Source organism: Pseudomonas sp. B14-6 (assembly GCF_013260315.1).
GTDB classification, from domain to species: Bacteria; Pseudomonadota; Gammaproteobacteria; order Pseudomonadales; family Pseudomonadaceae; genus Aquipseudomonas; species Aquipseudomonas mandelii.
Genome location: NZ_CP053929.1, coordinates 3,240,997 through 3,257,510, shown reverse-complemented (window position 1 = coordinate 3,257,510; position 16,514 = coordinate 3,240,997). Strand labels below are relative to the sequence as shown.

16 protein-coding genes and 1 pseudogene are annotated in these 16,514 nt (G+C 61.0%); 4 read left to right on the top strand and 13 right to left on the bottom strand.

The genetic code is table 11. The annotated features are described in order from the left end of the window. Positions 1–6: 6 nt before the first annotated feature. The 3 genes from HP062_RS14825 to HP062_RS14815 form a co-directional block, all read right to left on the bottom strand. Positions 7–411 (bottom strand): GNAT family N-acetyltransferase, encoded by a 405-nt coding sequence (locus HP062_RS14825; protein ID WP_172791617.1) that lies wholly within the window; start codon positions 409–411, stop codon positions 7–9. Then, a complete protein-coding gene (locus HP062_RS14820) occupies positions 408–1,421 on the bottom strand; it encodes a sensor domain-containing diguanylate cyclase (protein WP_172791616.1) in 1,014 nt (337 codons plus the stop codon). Before HP062_RS14820 ends, HP062_RS14825 begins: the two co-directional genes overlap by 4 nt. Positions 1,422–1,492: 71 nt before the next feature. Then, entirely contained in the window at positions 1,493–2,398 is a 906-nt protein-coding gene (locus HP062_RS14815) for a LysR family transcriptional regulator (RefSeq protein ID WP_077749364.1), read from the bottom strand. Positions 2,399–2,500: 102 nt separating this feature from the next. Here HP062_RS14815 and HP062_RS14810 point away from each other — a divergent pair, with 102 nt between their 5' ends. Continuing rightward, on the top strand, positions 2,501–3,676 hold the full coding sequence (locus HP062_RS14810) for an aspartate aminotransferase family protein (protein ID WP_172791615.1): 1,176 nt from the start codon (positions 2,501–2,503) through the stop codon (positions 3,674–3,676). A 67-nt stretch (positions 3,677–3,743) separates the two neighbouring features. Here the strand turns inward: HP062_RS14810 and HP062_RS14805 are convergent, their stop codons facing one another. The 6 genes and pseudogenes from HP062_RS14805 to HP062_RS14780 form a co-directional block, all read right to left on the bottom strand. Then, positions 3,744–4,178, bottom strand: coding sequence for a VOC family protein (locus HP062_RS14805; protein WP_172791614.1), 435 nt, complete (start codon positions 4,176–4,178; stop codon positions 3,744–3,746). Between the two features lie 12 nt (positions 4,179–4,190). Further along, entirely contained in the window at positions 4,191–4,700 is a 510-nt protein-coding gene (locus HP062_RS14800; RefSeq protein ID WP_172791613.1) for a shikimate kinase, read from the bottom strand. Between the two features lie 14 nt (positions 4,701–4,714). After that, positions 4,715–6,636: pseudogene (locus tag HP062_RS14795) on the bottom strand (alkaline phosphatase D family protein). A 114-nt stretch (positions 6,637–6,750) separates the two neighbouring features. Continuing rightward, entirely contained in the window at positions 6,751–7,113 is a 363-nt protein-coding gene (locus HP062_RS14790) for a hypothetical protein (protein WP_172791612.1), read from the bottom strand. 105 nt (positions 7,114–7,218) lie between these two features. Beyond that, positions 7,219–7,482, bottom strand: a complete 264-nt coding sequence (locus HP062_RS14785) for a hypothetical protein (RefSeq protein ID WP_077749358.1) — start codon at positions 7,480–7,482, stop codon at positions 7,219–7,221. Beyond that, positions 7,472–8,263, bottom strand: a complete 792-nt coding sequence (locus HP062_RS14780) for a VacJ family lipoprotein (RefSeq protein ID WP_010458011.1) — start codon at positions 8,261–8,263, stop codon at positions 7,472–7,474. The genes HP062_RS14785 and HP062_RS14780 overlap by 11 nt, the downstream gene beginning before the upstream one ends. 166 nt (positions 8,264–8,429) lie before the next feature. On the opposite strand from HP062_RS14780, the gene HP062_RS14775 reads away from it, so the two are divergent. From HP062_RS14775 to HP062_RS14765, 3 genes are all read left to right on the top strand, one after another. Continuing rightward, positions 8,430–9,140 (top strand): response regulator, encoded by a 711-nt coding sequence (locus HP062_RS14775; RefSeq protein ID WP_077749357.1) that lies wholly within the window; start codon positions 8,430–8,432, stop codon positions 9,138–9,140. Further along, positions 9,137–10,468 (top strand): ATP-binding protein, encoded by a 1,332-nt coding sequence (locus tag HP062_RS14770; RefSeq protein WP_172791611.1) that lies wholly within the window; start codon positions 9,137–9,139, stop codon positions 10,466–10,468. Before HP062_RS14775 ends, HP062_RS14770 begins: the two co-directional genes overlap by 4 nt. A gap of 71 nt (positions 10,469–10,539) precedes the next feature. Continuing rightward, on the top strand, positions 10,540–10,992 hold the full coding sequence (locus HP062_RS14765) for a hypothetical protein (protein ID WP_172791610.1): 453 nt from the start codon (positions 10,540–10,542) through the stop codon (positions 10,990–10,992). Between the two features lie 195 nt (positions 10,993–11,187). On the opposite strand, the gene HP062_RS14760 is transcribed toward HP062_RS14765, so the two are convergent. Genes HP062_RS14760 through HP062_RS14745 form a run of 4 tightly spaced genes read right to left on the bottom strand, consistent with a single transcriptional unit; the run spans position 11,188 to position 16,290 of the window. Continuing rightward, positions 11,188–11,409, bottom strand: a complete 222-nt coding sequence (locus HP062_RS14760) for a formate dehydrogenase subunit delta (RefSeq protein ID WP_010457997.1) — start codon at positions 11,407–11,409, stop codon at positions 11,188–11,190. Further along, positions 11,406–14,288 (bottom strand): formate dehydrogenase subunit alpha, encoded by a 2,883-nt coding sequence (gene fdhF, locus HP062_RS14755; RefSeq protein WP_172791609.1) that lies wholly within the window; start codon positions 14,286–14,288, stop codon positions 11,406–11,408. Before fdhF ends, HP062_RS14760 begins: the two co-directional genes overlap by 4 nt. Further along, a complete protein-coding gene (locus tag HP062_RS14750) occupies positions 14,285–15,817 on the bottom strand; it encodes an NADH-quinone oxidoreductase subunit NuoF (protein ID WP_172791608.1) in 1,533 nt (510 codons plus the stop codon). The genes fdhF and HP062_RS14750 overlap by 4 nt, the downstream gene beginning before the upstream one ends. After that, on the bottom strand, positions 15,814–16,290 hold the full coding sequence (locus HP062_RS14745) for a formate dehydrogenase subunit gamma (protein WP_010457990.1): 477 nt from the start codon (positions 16,288–16,290) through the stop codon (positions 15,814–15,816). Before HP062_RS14745 ends, HP062_RS14750 begins: the two co-directional genes overlap by 4 nt. Between the last annotated feature and the right edge of the window lie 224 nt (positions 16,291–16,514).

Here is a 16,514-nt window from a genome sequence, read left to right as displayed (position 1 = left end):
TTTTGGCTATCGACTGCGGGGGCGCTCCATCGCGATGCTCGATGGTTCAAAACCCAGGCGCGAGAAGAACTCCGAAGCGCCTTCACGGCCTGCGCGCAGAACCCAGGTGATGTCGGTGTTCTCGCCCATGACATGCTCGACCAGCGCCCGGCCAACGCCTTCACGTCGATGCTGCCCGGACACGACAACCATAGACAGATAACCATTGGATAGGCTGTCGGTGATGCCACGGGCAAACCCGACGATCTGGGCATCTTTCACGGCAAGCGCGGTACGTTGGGAGCTGGCGATCAACTGCGCAAAATGTTCAGTTGATCCCAAGCGGTGGGCCCATCCGTTCTGCTCAAGAAACAGCCGCACGGATTCCGCTTCCGAGGGCAGTACATCGCGGACATGCAGGACGGCGCTCACCCGGAAATCACATTCTTGCCCGCCACTTTCGACCGATACAGCGCCTGATCGGCCCTGGCCAGAAGGCCGGTCTGTTGCTCTTCTTCAAAGCGCTGGACCACCCCGAAACTCATGGTTACCTGGAACTCACCCACAGGCGGCATGCTTGAGAGGCCTTGGCGGATTTTTTCGGCGAAGGATCGGGCGTCGGCCAGCGAGGTATTGGGCAGGATGAGGATGAACTCGTCACCGCCCCAGCGTGCCAGTAGATCGCCGTAGCGCACGCAGCGTTTCACGGTCTTGACGACCTGCACCAATGCCGCGTCTCCCAGGGCATGGCCGTAGTGATCGTTGATGTTCTTGAAGTCATCGATGTCCATGGCGATCAATGACAGCGGCTGGCGAAAGCGCTGGGCACGCTCGCATTCCTGAGGCAGGGTTTTTTCCAGGCGATAGCGATTGGCGATCGATGTCAGCGCATCGGTTTCCGCCAGTTTGCGATTTTCTTCCAGTTGAATTTGCAGCTGCTGATTGACCCGCGACAACTCCCGGGTGCGTTCTTCGACGATGGCTTCAAGGGATTGATTGCGCCGTTCCATCTCCTCGAAGAGGCGTTTCTTGTCTTCGATGCTGCGGTGCGCACCGACCATCCGCGCGACCGATCCGTCGGCATTGCGTGCCAGCACGTAGCCGCGATCTTCGATCCAGATATAACTGCCGTCCTGCTTGCGGCAGCGATACTCGGCTTGATAGCCCGCCGCGCGTTGATTCAGGTACGCATCAAACAACGCCATCACCCGCGGGTAATCGTCGGGGTGCATCACGTTTTCCCAGGTAAACACGGTGTTGTCCAGGGAGTGCGGAGCATAGCCGAGCATCACGTACCACCCGGGATTGCGGTAGACGAACCCGGTGTTGGCATTCCAGTCCCAAATGCCGTCACTGACCAGTTCCAGAATGGTGTGCAGCATGTCCTCGTTCAAATCCGACACATTGAATTTCAACGGCTCGATATTTGATGCCTCACCCATCACCGCTCTCCTTGCACTGATATCAAAGTGACCCGTCAGCCGGGAGATTAGTGCATGGTGTATTGCCCCGGCTAGTGTTTGGCCCACATCTGCATGGCGAAGTCGACGAAGCGACGCAATTTCGGCAAGCGGTAGCGATCCTGGGCGTACACCAGGTGCATCGGCCGGCTGGGCAGTCGATAGTCTTGCATCAGCGCGACCAGGTTTCCGCTCAGCAGATCCTGCTCGACCAGCGCATCGGGCAACATCACGATGCCCATCCCGGTTCGAGCAGCCTGGTGCAGCCCGGCCGAGCTGTTGATCAGCATCGGTCCTCTGACGGCCACCATGACTTCGCCTTCCGGCCCGCTCAGCCGCCATTGCTTTTCCACGGATTGCCAGTCATCGCCGACCGGGTAGGCAAAGGACAAGCAGTCGTGCTGTTGCAAGTCTTCGGGTTTTTCCGGTGTGCCCCGGCGTGCCAGATAAGACTTCGAGGCGCACATGGTCAGCGTGTAGTCGATGAGCGGGCGGGCGATCAGGTTGGACGGTTCGATTGCGCCCAGGCGAAACGCCACGTCGAGGCCGTTTTCGAGAAGGTCGGGCCGCCCGTTGGTGAGCACCACGTCCAGCTTGACTTGCGGGTAACGCAGGGTGAACTCGCTGAGTGCCGGCGCAAGCTTTTCAGTGCCGAAGGTCAGCGGGGCCGTGATGCGCAAGGTCCCGCTCGGGGTGTCCTGACTTTGTTCGGCCAGCCGCTCGGAATCCTCCACCAATCCCAACACCTCCAGACAGCGCTGGTAATAGGCGGAGCCGAACTCCGTCAAACGCTGGCGCCGCGTCGTCCGGTTCAACAAACGCACACCCAGACGTTGCTCCAGCGCGCGGAGGTGATTGCCGACCATGGTGGTGGACATTTCGCACTGCTGTGCGGCGGCCGTCATGCTCCCGGCTTCGACCACTTTGACGTAAACCGTCATTGCCTGGAATAAATCCATTATCAAGCTCAGCTTTAAGATGATTGAAGTGTTGCAGCGTTTATCCAGCTCAGGTGGCTAACCATACTGCAAAAACACCGACAATTGATGGAGCTTGATGTCATGACCGCCGCTTGCCTGATGACCACTTACCAACCCCTGGCCCTGAGTTTCAGCAAAGGCCTGGGCACTCGACTTTGGGATCAGGCGGGACGTGAGTATCTGGATGCGGTGGCGGGTGTGGCGGTGACCAATGTCGGCCACTCTCATCCCAAAATCGTGTCGGCGATCAGCGAGCAGGCCGGGCTGCTGTTGCATACCTCCAATCTCTACAGCATTGACTGGCAGCAGCGGTTGGCGCAGAAACTGACGAAGTTGTCGGGCATGGAGCGGGCGTTCTTCAACAATTCCGGGGCCGAAGCCAATGAAACCGCGTTGAAACTCGCACGGCTTTATGGCTGGCATAAAGGTGTCGAGCAGCCGCTGGTGGTGGTGATGGAAAACGCCTTCCATGGCCGGACGCTGGGCACCTTATCCGCCAGCGACGGCCCGGCCGTGCGCCTGGGGTTCAACGAGTTGCCCGGCGACTTCGTCAAAGTGCCCTTCGGCGACCTCAACGCGCTGGACAACGTGCGGCAAGCCCATGGCTCGCGCATCGTGGCGATTCTGATGGAACCGATTCAAGGTGAAAGCGGCGTCCAGCTGGCGCCTGCCGGTTACCTGAAAGCCGTGCGCGAGCTGTGCAACCGGCGCGGCTGGCTGATGATGCTCGACGAAATCCAGACCGGCATCGGTCGTACCGGCCAGTGGTTCGCCTTCCAACACGAAGGCATCGTCCCGGACGTCATGACCCTGGCCAAGGGCCTCGGCAACGGTATCCCCATTGGCGCCTGCCTGGCCCGGGGCAAAGCCGCCGAGCTGTTCACCCCCGGCAGCCATGGCAGCACTTTCGGCGGTAATCCGCTGGCGTGTCGTGTCGGTTGCACGGTGTTGGACATCATCGAAGAACAAGGTCTGCTGGAAAACGCCACGCTTCAGGGGGAACGCCTGCTGGCAAGACTGCGCGCCGAACTGGCCGACGACCCGAACGTCCTGGCGATTCGTGGCCAAGGCTTGATGATCGGCATCGAGCTCAAGCAACCGATCCGCGACCTGACCCTGATCGCCGCACGCGACCACGGCTTGCTGATCAACGTGACACGGGGCAAGACCATCCGCCTGCTGCCACCGCTGACGATTGATGAGCGGGAAGTGGAGATGATTGTCAGAGGGGTTTGTCGGGCGTTAATCACCGCTTAGTGGAAGGATCATCGTTCCCACGCGGAGCGTGGGAATGATCTTGCTCGGGGTTTTGGTTGTTGTGACCTCAACAGCCGGACAAACACACCCGCTCCCCCAAACTCTCCACCAACCGAACCAGATACCCATCCGGGTCCTGAACCAGAAATTCACGTTGCCCGACCTCCACCGCATCGGCGCGATACCAGACATCGGCGCAGGGACGAAACAGCGGCCATTCAACTTCGGCCAATCGTTGGAGTATCGGCTCGACGAGATCAACAGTGATCTGAAAGTTGATGCCCCGGCCAAACGGCGCTTCTAATGCTCCGGTCATCCACTGGCCTTCGTCTGGAGCGAATTGCTCCAGCATGATTTGCACGCCGTTGTTATCGAGGTAGGCGAAGCCCGCTTCAGGCCGCTCGTAGGCAATCTTGAAACCGATTAGCGAGGTCCAGAAATGCAGGCTTTTCTTGATGTCGGTGACCATCAGTTCGGGGACTAACTTGCTCCGTGCAAACATACCAATCCTTTTTCAAACGCTGTGAGATGAGTCGGGAAGAGTGTTCACGAAGGCCGCGATTTCACTCCGATCCATGAGCCTGATTTTTGAACCGCTGAACCCTTCGAACAGCTGCCGGTGTGCGGAAAACCCGCTGGAGTCTTTGCGAACACGATAACTGCCGGCCCATTCCAGCAACGCGATCAGCAATTCGTCGTTGTCCTGCCGGTTTTCTCGCTGACGAATATTGGCGACGCAGGTTTCGTCGTCAACACACAGCCAGACCAGCGCTGTTGCACGGTTGATCAGTTCGCTGACGATCCAGCCGTAAACACCCTCAATCACCCAGCGCTCTTCATCGGCCAGCACGCGCGCCATGCCCAATGCTTCGGAGCGAGAGCGGGCGATGCTGCTTTCATCCGACACCCAGTGAACCCGATCAAGATCGATCCACGGCGCATGAAGATGTTCGGCCAGTCGTTTAGCCAGCCAGCTTTTGCCCGCGCCAGAGTTGCCGATGATCAGGGTTCGAGTGAGATTCATGGTGGCTCACACGTTCAGTCGTCTGTGTCGGGCGCAATCATCCGCGTCTTCGGTGCACCGTTTGAATTGTGCTGAAAGATTTCCTGCGGCTGTCCCTTTTCATTGAAGAACACTTGGCCGATCCCTGCCGAATTCCACAGCCGTTCACCCGCTTCGGCATGTTCAGGGATGTGCGGGATGATGCGCATGCGACGGCGTTTGGTCAGCCAATTGAGCGGCGAGCGCGGCGAGTAGAGCCAGCGGTTGAGGCGGTCGAACCATTCGAGCAGCGTGGGCGGGAATTCGTTTTTGATGCCGCTGCTGGTGATCTGCCAGATCCTCGGACCGGCCTGGCGGTGTCGGATCAGGACTTCGTAGACGAAGGAATAATGCACATCGCCCGACAGCACCACGTAGTTACCCGGTGTGCGCGAGTGTCGGAAAATGTTCAGGATCACCTGGGCCGCGCCCCGATGGGCCATCCAGTTTTCAGCGTCGACCAGTAGCGGATAACCGCACCAGCTGAAGACGCGTTGCACGGTTTCGATCAGTTTGACGCCGAAGATCGGCGCTGGCGAAACAATGATCGCCGACGGGTGATCGAGCAGTTCCTGTTGCAGTTCGCTGAGCGCTTCCCAGTCCAGCAGACCCGAGGGTTGCTTGAGATTCATCTCGCTGCGCCAGCGTCGGGTGCGGGTGTCGATGACAACCAGCGCCGGAGTGGTCGGCAGCACGTAATGCCAGTGTTGAAAGCCGAGCAGCTCATCGATCAGAGCGTCCTGGACGTCGCTGTCGAGATAATCGTCGTGCCCCGTGGCACTCAATAATCGGGCTTTTTCCAGCACGTCGCCGAACGCATCCGGGTTGTTGCCCCAGCCCTGGCACAGCATGTAGGCGAGCAGCGCGTTGCCGATGATGCGCTTGGAGAACGGATGGCCGTAGGCCGTTTCCTCCCATTTCGCGGACAGATTCCAGTCATCGGTAATGTCATGGTCGTCGAAAATCATCAGGCACGGCAGATGCGCCATGGCCCGCGCGACATCCCCCAGGCCCCCTTGAAGTCATCGATACGCGTCTGTTCAAGGGCATAACGCTTGCGTCTTTCGGGCGTCAGCGCTGGCGGTTGTGGCGCGATCAGCGTCCAGGGAGTCGGCGACCAGACCAGCAGGTACATGGCCATGACTTCAGCGAATGTCACCAGGTGATTGTCGGCACTGCTGCTGGTGAAAATCGGCTTGCGCGCTCCGCCGAAAAATCGCTCGCGCAAGGTTTTGTTGCTCTCAAGCGCCGGCAACAAATCCGCACGATGGTAATAACTGGCAGGGTGTTCGTAGAGTTTGGCGCTGTCGCTGACCACCGCACCTTCGAGGCGTTCTTCGAACAGCCCCAGTTGAGTGATCAGCGCATGGATCGCCCGCAACATCGGACCGGCGACATCGTCGGCGTACACCTGATCGCCGCTCATCATCAGCAGGGCCGGGCGCTCCGTCGCGGCATGTTCTGTCGCCAGAAAACGATCGACGCACAGCAAACCGTCGGCTGCCGGGTGGTGAGGTTTACGGCAGGAACCGTGCATCAACTGATCAATGCGCGAACGCAAGACGAAATTCGGGCAACGGGCTTCGCCGTACAGCAGATGAGGCGCCCAGTCGGCAATACCGGTCGCCGCGTCATCTATCAGCAGGTCATAGTCGATCAGGGTGTCGCAGGGCAGGGCGGTCGCCAGTGGTACATCGATCAGGTGGACGAAGGCATGCTTGCCCACCGGAATGACCGTGCATTGCCCGGCATCGAGGCGAATGTCACCGACACCTTGCAGGCGCAAGGTCAGCGACAATGCCCGGGTTCCTACCAGCCAGAGCACCAGGCGCGTGGGGTCCAGACGCCGCAACAGCGGGCCGGCGAGGACCGGTGGCAGAGAGCGATGGCTGTCGGGGAATGGCGAAGACATGGGCATGCAGGTTCAAGACTCTTGGTGCACAGAGCGCGCGATGATAGCGCAGGCAGCGCCCGGGATTATCTGATGGCTACTGGCTTGCTGCTGAAATTGTAAAGCCGAGCCGGGCAGTGCTCATTTGCCATCAATGATCACTGCGCATATCACAAACGTCAGGAATGCCGTCACCAGGCTGCAAGCTCCGGCTATCAAATGGCGCCCGACCGGATACTCATCCTGCTTGAACCTGGCGACTGTGAAGAGCCATGTTCCGAAGAAGACGCCAAAGGTCGCCATGATCGTATAGAGAAAGTAAGCGGGTCGTGTTTTTGTCTCATCGGGGCTCATGAACATCAGCACGATCGTCGCGACAATCAAACTGGCCAGAGCACCTGCCAGGTTGGCGAACCACAGATACAAGCTGCCACGGTTCCTCACTATCCAGAACCACATCCCCGCTGACGCAGCCAAGAACACCAATATTGCGACGAGAACCATTCATTCTTCCTTGGTAACAATGGCGTCCATTGTTCTTTGAGGTGGGGCGATGGCGTGCACGATAGCAAATCAGTGGCGTGGTGTTGAAGTGAGACGGGCGATTCATCAAGGCAGCGAAAGGCTGTCCCCCCTCATGACACTGGTTTCCCCATTGGCCACCAGCCAGCGAAACAGCTCGCTCAGCGATACCGTATGACTGCGCTCGATCCAGCGCACCACCGCCGGGCCGTAGTGTTCGGTGTAGCGGCTGAGCACCAGTTGGCGGCAGTCCGGTGACAGGCGCAGGGTGATTTCCCGGCAGTGCACATTAACCGCGTCGTGCCGGGTCACTCGCTGTTGCAGCGTTAAGTGATTGCTTTCAGAAACCATCGGTCGGTACTCCTTCGCATTGAGGTTGGGTTGTTTGCGCTGAGCCTTGTTTGCCATCCTCCACATAAGCGGCTCGATGCTCGGCGACCACGTTGCGCAAGGCGCTGTAGTAATCCGGCAATTTTTGCAGGCTGTCGGTCAGCGGTAATGCTTCGGCTCGACCATCGACGATGCCGCCGACCGTGTTGATCGTGGACAGCGTGTCCACGGTATCGCTGTTGCTGCCGAACGGATCGACCACAAAACTCAGCACTCGCCCGGCTGCATCGCGGCTGTTCGAGGTGCCGAACAAGGGCAGCTCGACGATCGGACCGTTGCCGATGCCCCACACGCCGAAGGTCTGGCCGAAATCTGCTTTGTGACGCGGGATGCCGGCCATGCCGGACACATCGATCAAGCCCACCACGCCCACGGTGGTATTGAGCGCGAAACGTCCCAACGTATTGACCGAGCGCATCGGGTTGCCTTGCAGCAGGTCGTTGATAAAGACCTTGGGCTCGCCAAAGTTCGCGACAAAGTTGTGCACACCGGTCTGGAAAAAGTCCGGCAAGTACCGATAGCCACGGGCGACCGGTGCCAGGGCATAGTCATCGGCCACCCGATTGAAGGCAAAGACACCGCGGTTGAACGGTTCCGCCGGGTCGTACACCGAATAGCTGATTTCGGCACACGTCACGGTGGCGGACGCCGGCGGTTGGCTGCTGCAACCCGCCAGCCCGGCGGCCAGCACGGCCATCGACGTGTTGCGGACCAGCCAGGGAGCACATTTGAAAGGCAACATGGACGCAAGTCTCGGGAGGAATTCGCCGAGATGCTGAGCCCCAGGCCTTGCACAAAGATGTCTGGTTTATTGCGGTGCTGACGCTTTATTGCAGGATTGAAATATATGACGCGCTGCCGTGAATGGTTTTAGATGGCGGCTCCATTCGCCCCTTAAGTGACCTTCGGTGAACAGCCTTTTAATTGTGGACGACGACCTTGAAGTCCTCGATCTGCTGAAAAAATTCTTCGTGCAGCACGGCTACAGCGTCGAGGTCGCCACCGACGGCGCGTCGCTGTGGGCGGCCATCGAGCGCCAGCCGCCGGACCTGATCATTCTTGACGTGATGTTGCCGGGGGACAGCGGATTGATCCTGTGTCAGCAACTGCGGATTCGCTACGCCATGCCGGTGATCATGCTGACCGCCATGGGCGAACTCAGCGACCGGGTCGTCGGCCTCGAACTCGGCGCCGATGATTACCTGACCAAACCTTTCGACGCCCGCGAGCTGCTGGCCCGGGTGCGCGCCGTGCTGCGGCGCGTGGACGAACGCCGGCCGGTCGTGACGGAGCGCCCACGGCCGCTGATCGACTTCGCCGACTGGCACCTCGACGTCACCCGCCGTGAACTGCGCTCGCCGGACAACGTGATGATCCCGCTGTCGGCCGGTGAGTTCGACTTGCTGCTGGTCTTCGTCGAACACCCTCAACGCATCCTCACCCGCGAGCAGTTGCTGGACCTGGCGCGGGGGCATTGCCATGACGCGTTTGATCGCAGCATCGATGTGCAAGTCAGCCGCCTGCGACGCAAGCTCGAATCCGACACCAAACGCCCGGCGATGATTCGCACGGTGCGCAATGGCGGTTATCTGTTCACCCCCAGCGTGACCCGGCGATGAGCTGGTTGAAGCGGATTCGCCGGGACACGGTGGCGCGCTGGATCGCCTTGACCATCATTCTGGCGATGCTGATTTCATTGGCGCTCAACGGGCTGTTTATCCAACTGGCGGGTGTGTGGGCGCGCCCACCGCTGACCGAAACCGGGTTGCTGGACAAAATGGCCGCCATCACCCGCATCATCCAGGCCGCCCCGGCGCCGCTGCGCAGCCAACTGGCGCACGCCGTCAGCGATGAGGGCTTCATCGTCAGTTGGCACCTTGATCGACGTGAGCTCAATCTGCCGACGGTGGAGGACCTGGATTCCCAAATCGGCTCGACCATCCTGCATCCGTTGCTTAAGTTTTCCGCACGAATCCAGACCTACGAGCCGGCCGACTGGACGGAACCCTCGGCGGACGCCCGTTACGCGCTGCTGATCCAGCTGCCGGACGCGACCTGGGTCATGTTCTCCGCCCCTTCGCGCAGCTGGGGCCTGGACGAAGCGCCGCGTTACCTGATCGTCATCCTGCTGGTGCTGATCTCCACCGCCCTGGTCGCGCTGATCGCCACCCGCCGCCTCGCCACACCTTTGCAACACTTCGCCGAAGGCGCCCGACGCTTCGGCGTGGACTTCCGCGCCCCGCCGATCGAACCGCTAGGCCCTCAGGAAATCCGCCAGGCGATCCTCGCGTTCAACGCCATGCAGGCCCAACTGCAACACTTCATTCGCGACCGCACCCAAATGCTCGCCGCCATCTCCCACGACCTGCGCGCGCCCTTGACGCGGATGCGTTTGCGCGGGGAATTCATCGAAGACAGCGAGCAACAGCAGCGGCTGTTTCGTGATGTGGATGAAATGCAGGCGATGATCAACTCGGCGCTGGAATTCTTCCGGGATGATGCGCGGCTTGAACCGGCGACCCAGTTTGATCTGGCCGAGTTGCTGCAAACGTTGCTGGATGATTACCGGGATCAGGGGGTTGAGATCGCCTACGTCGGGCCGACGCGGTGGGTGTATTTCGGGCGGCCGCTGGGGCTTAAGCGGGTGATGACCAATCTGCTGGATAACGCGATCAAGTACGGCAGTGAGCCGGCAATTGAGTTGATTGCTGATGCTGGGGAGGTGCGGATCAAAGTACTGGATCGCGGGCCGGGTATTCCGGAGGCCAGCCTTGAACAAGTGTTTGTGCCGTTCTTTCGCATGGAAGGATCACGCAACAAAAGCACCGGCGGTGTGGGCTTGGGATTATCGGCGGCGCGGGCGATAGTGTTGGAGCATGGCGGGGAATTGAAACTGCGAAATCGGTCGAAGGGCGGGCTGGAGGCGTTGGTGGTGTTGCCCGTGTAACCGAGTACCGGGTTCTGACTACAGTGAATTATCCAGAGGCGCGGAAAGGCGCTGATCGAAGGAGAGAACTGATGAACAAAATCATCCTGCCAACACTGGCCCTATTGATGCTGGTGCAATTCCCCGCCCACGCGATCAATGACAAATACCGCAAACAACTCGAGCAATCCGGTTGCACCCAAGTGAGCGAACTTCAGGGCTGCGATATCCACAAGAGCAAAGCGGAAAACGCCAAGGCCGGGTTTACCAACCCAGCGGCGGACAGCGCAAGCACCCAGACACCTTATGCCGGGCAATGGGTCGCGAAGAGCGAGGCCGGCGCGACTGTTGCCACGATTCGTATCGATGCCAAGGAACAGGTCTGGGTGGACGGCAAGCGGGTCAACGCGAAGCGCACCGATGGCGCGCTGCAATTCAAGCAGGGAAAGATCACCTTCACGATTCAAGGTGATCGACGGCTGACGGGGGAGGATTACTGGATGGACAGTGATGCCGGGACTAGAGGGCCGATTGAGATCGAGTAGCCCCTGACGCGATAACGCCGCACCCAGTCGATCAAAATACTGTGGCGAGGGAGCTTGCTCCCGCTGGACTGCGCAGCAGTCCCCTTCTTTTCATGGATAAGGGGGCCGCTTCGCGGCCCAGCGGGAGCAAGCTCCCTCGCCACAGGTGTTAGTGTCAGCCAGCAGGCCGGGGCAATCTCACGGGATCGTGTGAGCCTAAGCCTCCCACCCCGCGCCACTGACCGCCGCCTGCGCCAACGGATGCAAATCCGCCCCGTGATGTTCTGTCTGCCAGGCCAGCAATTCCTTGCGCATGCCCGGCGTCCAGTACATCTGCAGGTGATTACGCACACCGAGCACGGCCGCTTGCTGGTCCGGTTCGGTGGCGAAGTACAGGGCGATCTGGTTGACCATCTTGATCAGGTTCTCCGTACTCATCGGCGCACCTCCGCTTTAGCGCCACGGGCATGCCGGCGTTCCTTGAGCAGACGGTCCTGTTCGTCACTGAAGGCCTGATAGCGTTTTTGCCACTCGGAAGGGTGGTAGACGCGGCTGACTTCCACGGCCGTGACCTTGTACTCCGGACAGTTGGTAGCCCAGTCGGAGTTGTCGGTGGTGATGACGTTGGCCCCCGATTCCGGGAAGTGGAACGTCGTGTACACCACGCCCGGCGCGACCCGCTCGGTAACCCGCGCACGCAGTACGGTCTGACCGGCGCGGCTGCCGATGCCGACCCAGTCGCCTTCGTTGATGCCTCGGCTCTCGGCGTCGGTCGGGTGGATTTCCAGGCGGTCTTCATCGTGCCAGGCGACGTTTTCGGTTCGCCGTGTCTGAGCGCCGACGTTGTACTGACTGAGGATGCGCCCGGTGGTCAGCAGCAGGGGATAACGATTGTTGACCTTCTCCTCGGTGGGCACGTACCCGGTGAGCATGAAGCGCCCTTTGCCGCGCACGAACTGATCGATGTGCATGGTCGGCGTGCCGTCCGGCGCCTCGGCGTTGCACGGCCATTGCAGGCTGCCGTGGCTGTCGAGTGCGGCGTAACTGACGTTGGTGAACGCCGGCGTCAGGCTGGCGATTTCATCCATGATTTGCGACGGATGCGTGTAGTTCATCGGGTAGCCCAAGGCGTTGGCCAGCGCCACTGTGCCTTCCCAGTCAGCCTTGCCGCCCAGCGGCTCCATGACCTTGCGCACCCGCGAGATACGCCGCTCGGCGTTGGTGAAGGTGCCGTCCTTTTCCAGGAACGAACTGCCCGGCAGGAACACATGGGCGAACCTGGCGGTTTCGTTGAGGAAAATGTCCTGCACCACGATGCATTCCATGGCCGACAGGGCTGCGGTGACGTGTTGGGTGTTCGGGTCGCTCTGGGCGATGTCTTCGCCTTGGCAATACAGGCCTTTGAAACTGCCGGCCAGCGCCGACTCGAACATATTCGGGATACGCAGCCCCGGGTCGGGTTGCAAGGTGACGTTCCAGGCCTGTTCGAACTGCGCCCGTACCACTTCGTTGGAGATGTGCCGGTAACCGGGCAATTCGTGGGGGAACGAACCCATGTCGCAGGAGCCCTGAACGTTGTTCTGCCCACGCAGCGGGTTCACGCCCACGCCTTCGCGGCCGATGTTGCCGGTGGCCATGGCGAGGTTGGCGATGCCCATGACCGCAGTGCTGCCCTGGCTGTGTTCGGTGATGCCCAGGCCGTAGTAGATCGCCGCATTGTCGGCACCGGCATACAGGCGAGCGGCGGCGCGGATATCGGCAGCGGCGACGCCGCAGACCGGGCCGAGAACTTCCGGCGAGTGTTCCGCGCGGCTGACGAACTCGCTCCAGCGAGCGAAATCGCTACCCTCGCAACGGGCGTCGATAAAGGCCTGATCGAGCAAGCCTTCGGTGACGATGACGTGGGCCAACGCATTGAGCATGGCGACGTTGGTGCCCGGGCGCAGGGCAAGGTGCAGTTCGGCGCGGGCATGCACCGCGTCCACCAGATCAATGCGCCGTGGGTCGATGACGATCAGGCGTGCGCCTTCACGCAGGCGGCGTTTGAGTTGGGAGGCGAACACCGGGTGGGCGTCGCTGGGGTTGGCGCCCATCACCAGGATCACGTCGGCCTGCATCACCGAGTCGAAACTCTGGGTGCCGGCGGATTCGCCCAAGGTTTGTTTCAGCCCATAACCGGTCGGCGAGTGGCAAACCCGCGCACAGGTGTCGACGTTGTTGTTGCCGAAGGCGGCGCGCACCAGTTTCTGCACCAGGTAGGTTTCTTCGTTGGTGCAACGGCTGGAGGTAATGCCACCAATGGAGTCGCGGCCGTACTTTTGCTGCAACCGACGGAATTCGCTGGCGGCGTAAGTCACCGCTTCATCCCAGCTGACTTCCTGCCACGGGTCGTTGATGTGTTTGCGGATCATCGGTTTGGTGATGCGATCCGGGTGGGTGGCGTAGCCCCAGGCGAAGCGCCCTTTGACGCACGAGTGACCATGGTTGGCCTGGCCATTCTTGTCCGGAACCATGCGCACCAACTGGTCGCCTTTCATCTCGGCGCGGAACGAGCAGCCCACGCCGCAATAGGCGCAGGTGGTGATCACGCTGTGCTCCGGCTGACCCAGTTCGACCACGCTTTTTTCCATCAGCGTCGCAGTAGGGCAAGCCTGCACACAGGCGCCGCAGGACACGCATTCGGAGTCGAGGAAGTTATCGCCACCGGCCGCCGCCACCCGGGATTCAAAACCGCGTCCGGTAATCGTCAGGGCAAAGGTGCCCTGGGTTTCTTCGCAGGCACGCACGCAGCGGTTGCAGACGATGCACTTGCTCGGGTCGTAATCGAAGTAAGGGTTGGAAGTGTCCTTCACGTCGGCCAGATGGTTGTCACCTTCATAGCCGTAACGCACTTCCCGCAGGCCAACCTGACCGGCGACGGTTTGCAGCTCGCAGTTGCCGTTGGCCGAGCAGGTCAGGCAGTCCAGCGGGTGATCGGAGATGTACAACTCCATGACATTGCGACGCAGGGTCGCGAGCTTCGGCGTCTGGGTGTGCACGGTCATGCCTTCGGTGACCGGCGTGGTGCAAGACGCGGGATAGCCGCGCATGCCGTCGATCTCCACCAGGCACATGCGGCAGGAGCCGAAGGCTTCCAGGCTGTCGGTGGCACACAGTTTCGGAATGGTCGTGCCCATCAATGCGGCGGCGCGCATCACCGAAGTGCCTTCCGGCACGCTGATGCTGCGCCCGTCGATGCTCAGGGTTATCTGCACGTCGCTGTCGCGGGCCGGGGTGCCCAGATCAATGTCGGTTTTCGGGTCGAAGAGGGTAATCATTGGTCGGCCTCCGAAGATTGCAGACCGAAGTCGGCGGGGAAGTACTTGAGGGCGCTGACCACCGGAAAGGGGGCCATGCCGCCCAAGGCGCACAGCGAACCGTATTGCATCGTGTCGCACAGGTCCTTGAGGATGATGACCTGCTCATCGCGACCACGCTGGTCCGGCGCGGCCAGCAGACGGTCGATCACCTCCACGCCCCGGGTCGAGCCGATGCGGCAGGGCGTGCATTTGCCGCAGGATTCCTCGGCGCAGAATTGCAGGGCGAAACGCGCCATTTGCGCCATGTCCAGGCTGTCGTCCGCGACCACCACGCCGCCGTGACCGAGCATCGCGCCGATGCCCGCGAAGGCTTCGTAATCCAGCGGCGTGTCGAATTGCGACGGCGGCACCCAGGCGCCGAGCGGGCCGCCGACCTGCGCGGCTTTCAGCGGTCGGCCACTGGCGGTGCCGCCGCCGTAGTCTTCCACCAGTTCGCGCAGCGTCAGGCCAAAGGCTCGTTCTACCAGACCGCCACGACGAATATTGCCCGCCAACTGGAAGGGCATCGTGCCCAGGGAACGGCCCATGCCGTAATCGCGATAGAACTGCGCACCCTTGGCCAGAATCAGCGGCACCGAGGCCAGGGTCAGCACGTTATGCACCAGCGTCGGCAGGCCGAACAGGCCTTTCAACGCGGGAATCGGTGGCTTGGCGCGGACGACCCCGCGTTTGCCTTCGAGCGAATCCAGCAACGCGGTTTCCTCACCGCAGATGTAAGCGCCGGCCCCGACACGCACTTCCATATCAAAAGCCAGGCCGCTGCCGCCGACATTGGCCCCGAGGTAACCGTTGGACCGGGCAATCTCCAGCGCCTCGTTCAGCGTGGTGATGGCCTGTGGGTATTCCGAGCGCACATAGATGTAGCCGTAGCTAGCGCCGACGGTGATGCCGGCAATGGCCATGCCTTCGATCAGCAGGAAGGGGTCGCCTTCCATCAACATGCGGTCGGCGAAAGTGCCGGAGTCGCCTTCGTCGGCGTTGCACACAATGTATTTCTGCGCCGCCTGGGTGACACGCACCGTGCGCCATTTGATCCCGGCAGGGAACGCTGCGCCGCCACGGCCACGCAGGCCTGAATCGAACACTTCCGTTGCGGTTTGATCACCGCCAACGGTCACGGCTCTCGTTAAACCTTCGAAACCGCCATGGGCCCGGTAATCGTCCAGCGACAACGGCCGGGTGATGCCGGCGCGAGCGAACAACAGGCGTTGTTGAGATTTCAGATAGGGCAATTCTTCCACCAGGCCCAAGGCCAGTGGGTGCGAGGACGGCTCACCTTGCAGCGCATCGAGCACCGACGGCACATCGCTAGCGGTCAGCGGGCCGAAGCCGATACGGCCTTGCGGGGTGTCCACTTCCAGCAGCGGCTCAAGCCAGTAAAGACCACGGGAACTGGTGCGTTGCAGGTCCTGACCGGCAAGGGCCGACGCCACCGCATCGGCACCCACGGCACGGGCAAGAGAATCACAGGGGAGATAGAGGCTCATGCGTCCTCCCGGCAAGCGTCGAGCAAAGCATCGAGACGCTCGGCGCTGAGCCGCGCATGCACCTGACCATCCAATTCCAGAGCGGGTGAGCAGGCGCAGGCACCGAGGCAATACACCGGACGCAAACTGATGCTGCCATCGGCGCTGCTGCCGTGATCATCCAGTTGCAGACGATCACGCAACTGCGCGGCGAGCTGCTCGGCGCCACGACTCTTGCACGACTCAGCCCGACACAACCGCAGGATATGCCGGGCCGGCGGCGCGGTACGGAAGTCATGGTAAAAGCTGATCACCCCGCGAACCTCGGCCTGACTCTGGTTGAGCGCGTGGGCAATCTCGGGAATGGCGGCATCGGGGATGTAACCGATACCGGCCTGAATCTCATGAAGGATGGGCAACAGCGCACCCGCAGAGCCCTTGTGGCGCTCCAGCACGCTATTGACCATAGGCAATTGCAACATCTCATCAGGCATACAGCATTCCTCACGGTCACGGACAAACCAGGCGGTTGTCGGTCGTCCGAAAGTGTCGGCTGCGGCATTCACACCACGTCACGGTATCGTGGCATTGTCAGGCCGTTGGCCAGGGCACCCTGAGCGGGCATCTTGTTGTGCCCGATACGGTCTTCGCCGCACCTCTATTGGGCATAAAGGGCAGCTTGCCACGCTGCTATTGATCGAACTGCACCAAAGCGACG

Excerpts from the sequence above, each read along its gene's own strand:
- HP062_RS14805 (WP_172791614.1), bottom strand. The coding sequence starts at position 4,178 with ATGTTTGCACGGAGCAAGTTAGTCCCCGAACTGATGGTCACCGACATC.
- HP062_RS14760 (WP_010457997.1), bottom strand. The coding sequence starts at position 11,409 with ATGAGTACGGAGAACCTGATCAAGATGGTCAACCAGATCGCCCTGTAC.
- HP062_RS14790 (WP_172791612.1), bottom strand. The coding sequence starts at position 7,113 with ATGGTTCTCGTCGCAATATTGGTGTTCTTGGCTGCGTCAGCGGGGATG.
- HP062_RS14815 (WP_077749364.1), bottom strand. The coding sequence starts at position 2,398 with ATGGATTTATTCCAGGCAATGACGGTTTACGTCAAAGTGGTCGAAGCC.
- HP062_RS14810 (WP_172791615.1), top strand. The coding sequence starts at position 2,501 with ATGACCGCCGCTTGCCTGATGACCACTTACCAACCCCTGGCCCTGAGT.
- HP062_RS14745 (WP_010457990.1), bottom strand. The coding sequence starts at position 16,290 with ATGCCTGATGAGATGTTGCAATTGCCTATGGTCAATAGCGTGCTGGAG.
- HP062_RS14785 (WP_077749358.1), bottom strand. The coding sequence starts at position 7,482 with ATGGTTTCTGAAAGCAATCACTTAACGCTGCAACAGCGAGTGACCCGG.
- HP062_RS14770 (WP_172791611.1), top strand. The coding sequence starts at position 9,137 with ATGAGCTGGTTGAAGCGGATTCGCCGGGACACGGTGGCGCGCTGGATC.
- HP062_RS14750 (WP_172791608.1), bottom strand. The coding sequence starts at position 15,817 with ATGAGCCTCTATCTCCCCTGTGATTCTCTTGCCCGTGCCGTGGGTGCC.
- HP062_RS14800 (WP_172791613.1), bottom strand. The coding sequence starts at position 4,700 with ATGAATCTCACTCGAACCCTGATCATCGGCAACTCTGGCGCGGGCAAA.
- fdhF (WP_172791609.1), bottom strand. The coding sequence starts at position 14,288 with ATGATTACCCTCTTCGACCCGAAAACCGACATTGATCTGGGCACCCCG.
- HP062_RS14820 (WP_172791616.1), bottom strand. The coding sequence starts at position 1,421 with ATGGGTGAGGCATCAAATATCGAGCCGTTGAAATTCAATGTGTCGGAT.
- HP062_RS14780 (WP_010458011.1), bottom strand. The coding sequence starts at position 8,263 with ATGTTGCCTTTCAAATGTGCTCCCTGGCTGGTCCGCAACACGTCGATG.
- HP062_RS14765 (WP_172791610.1), top strand. The coding sequence starts at position 10,540 with ATGAACAAAATCATCCTGCCAACACTGGCCCTATTGATGCTGGTGCAA.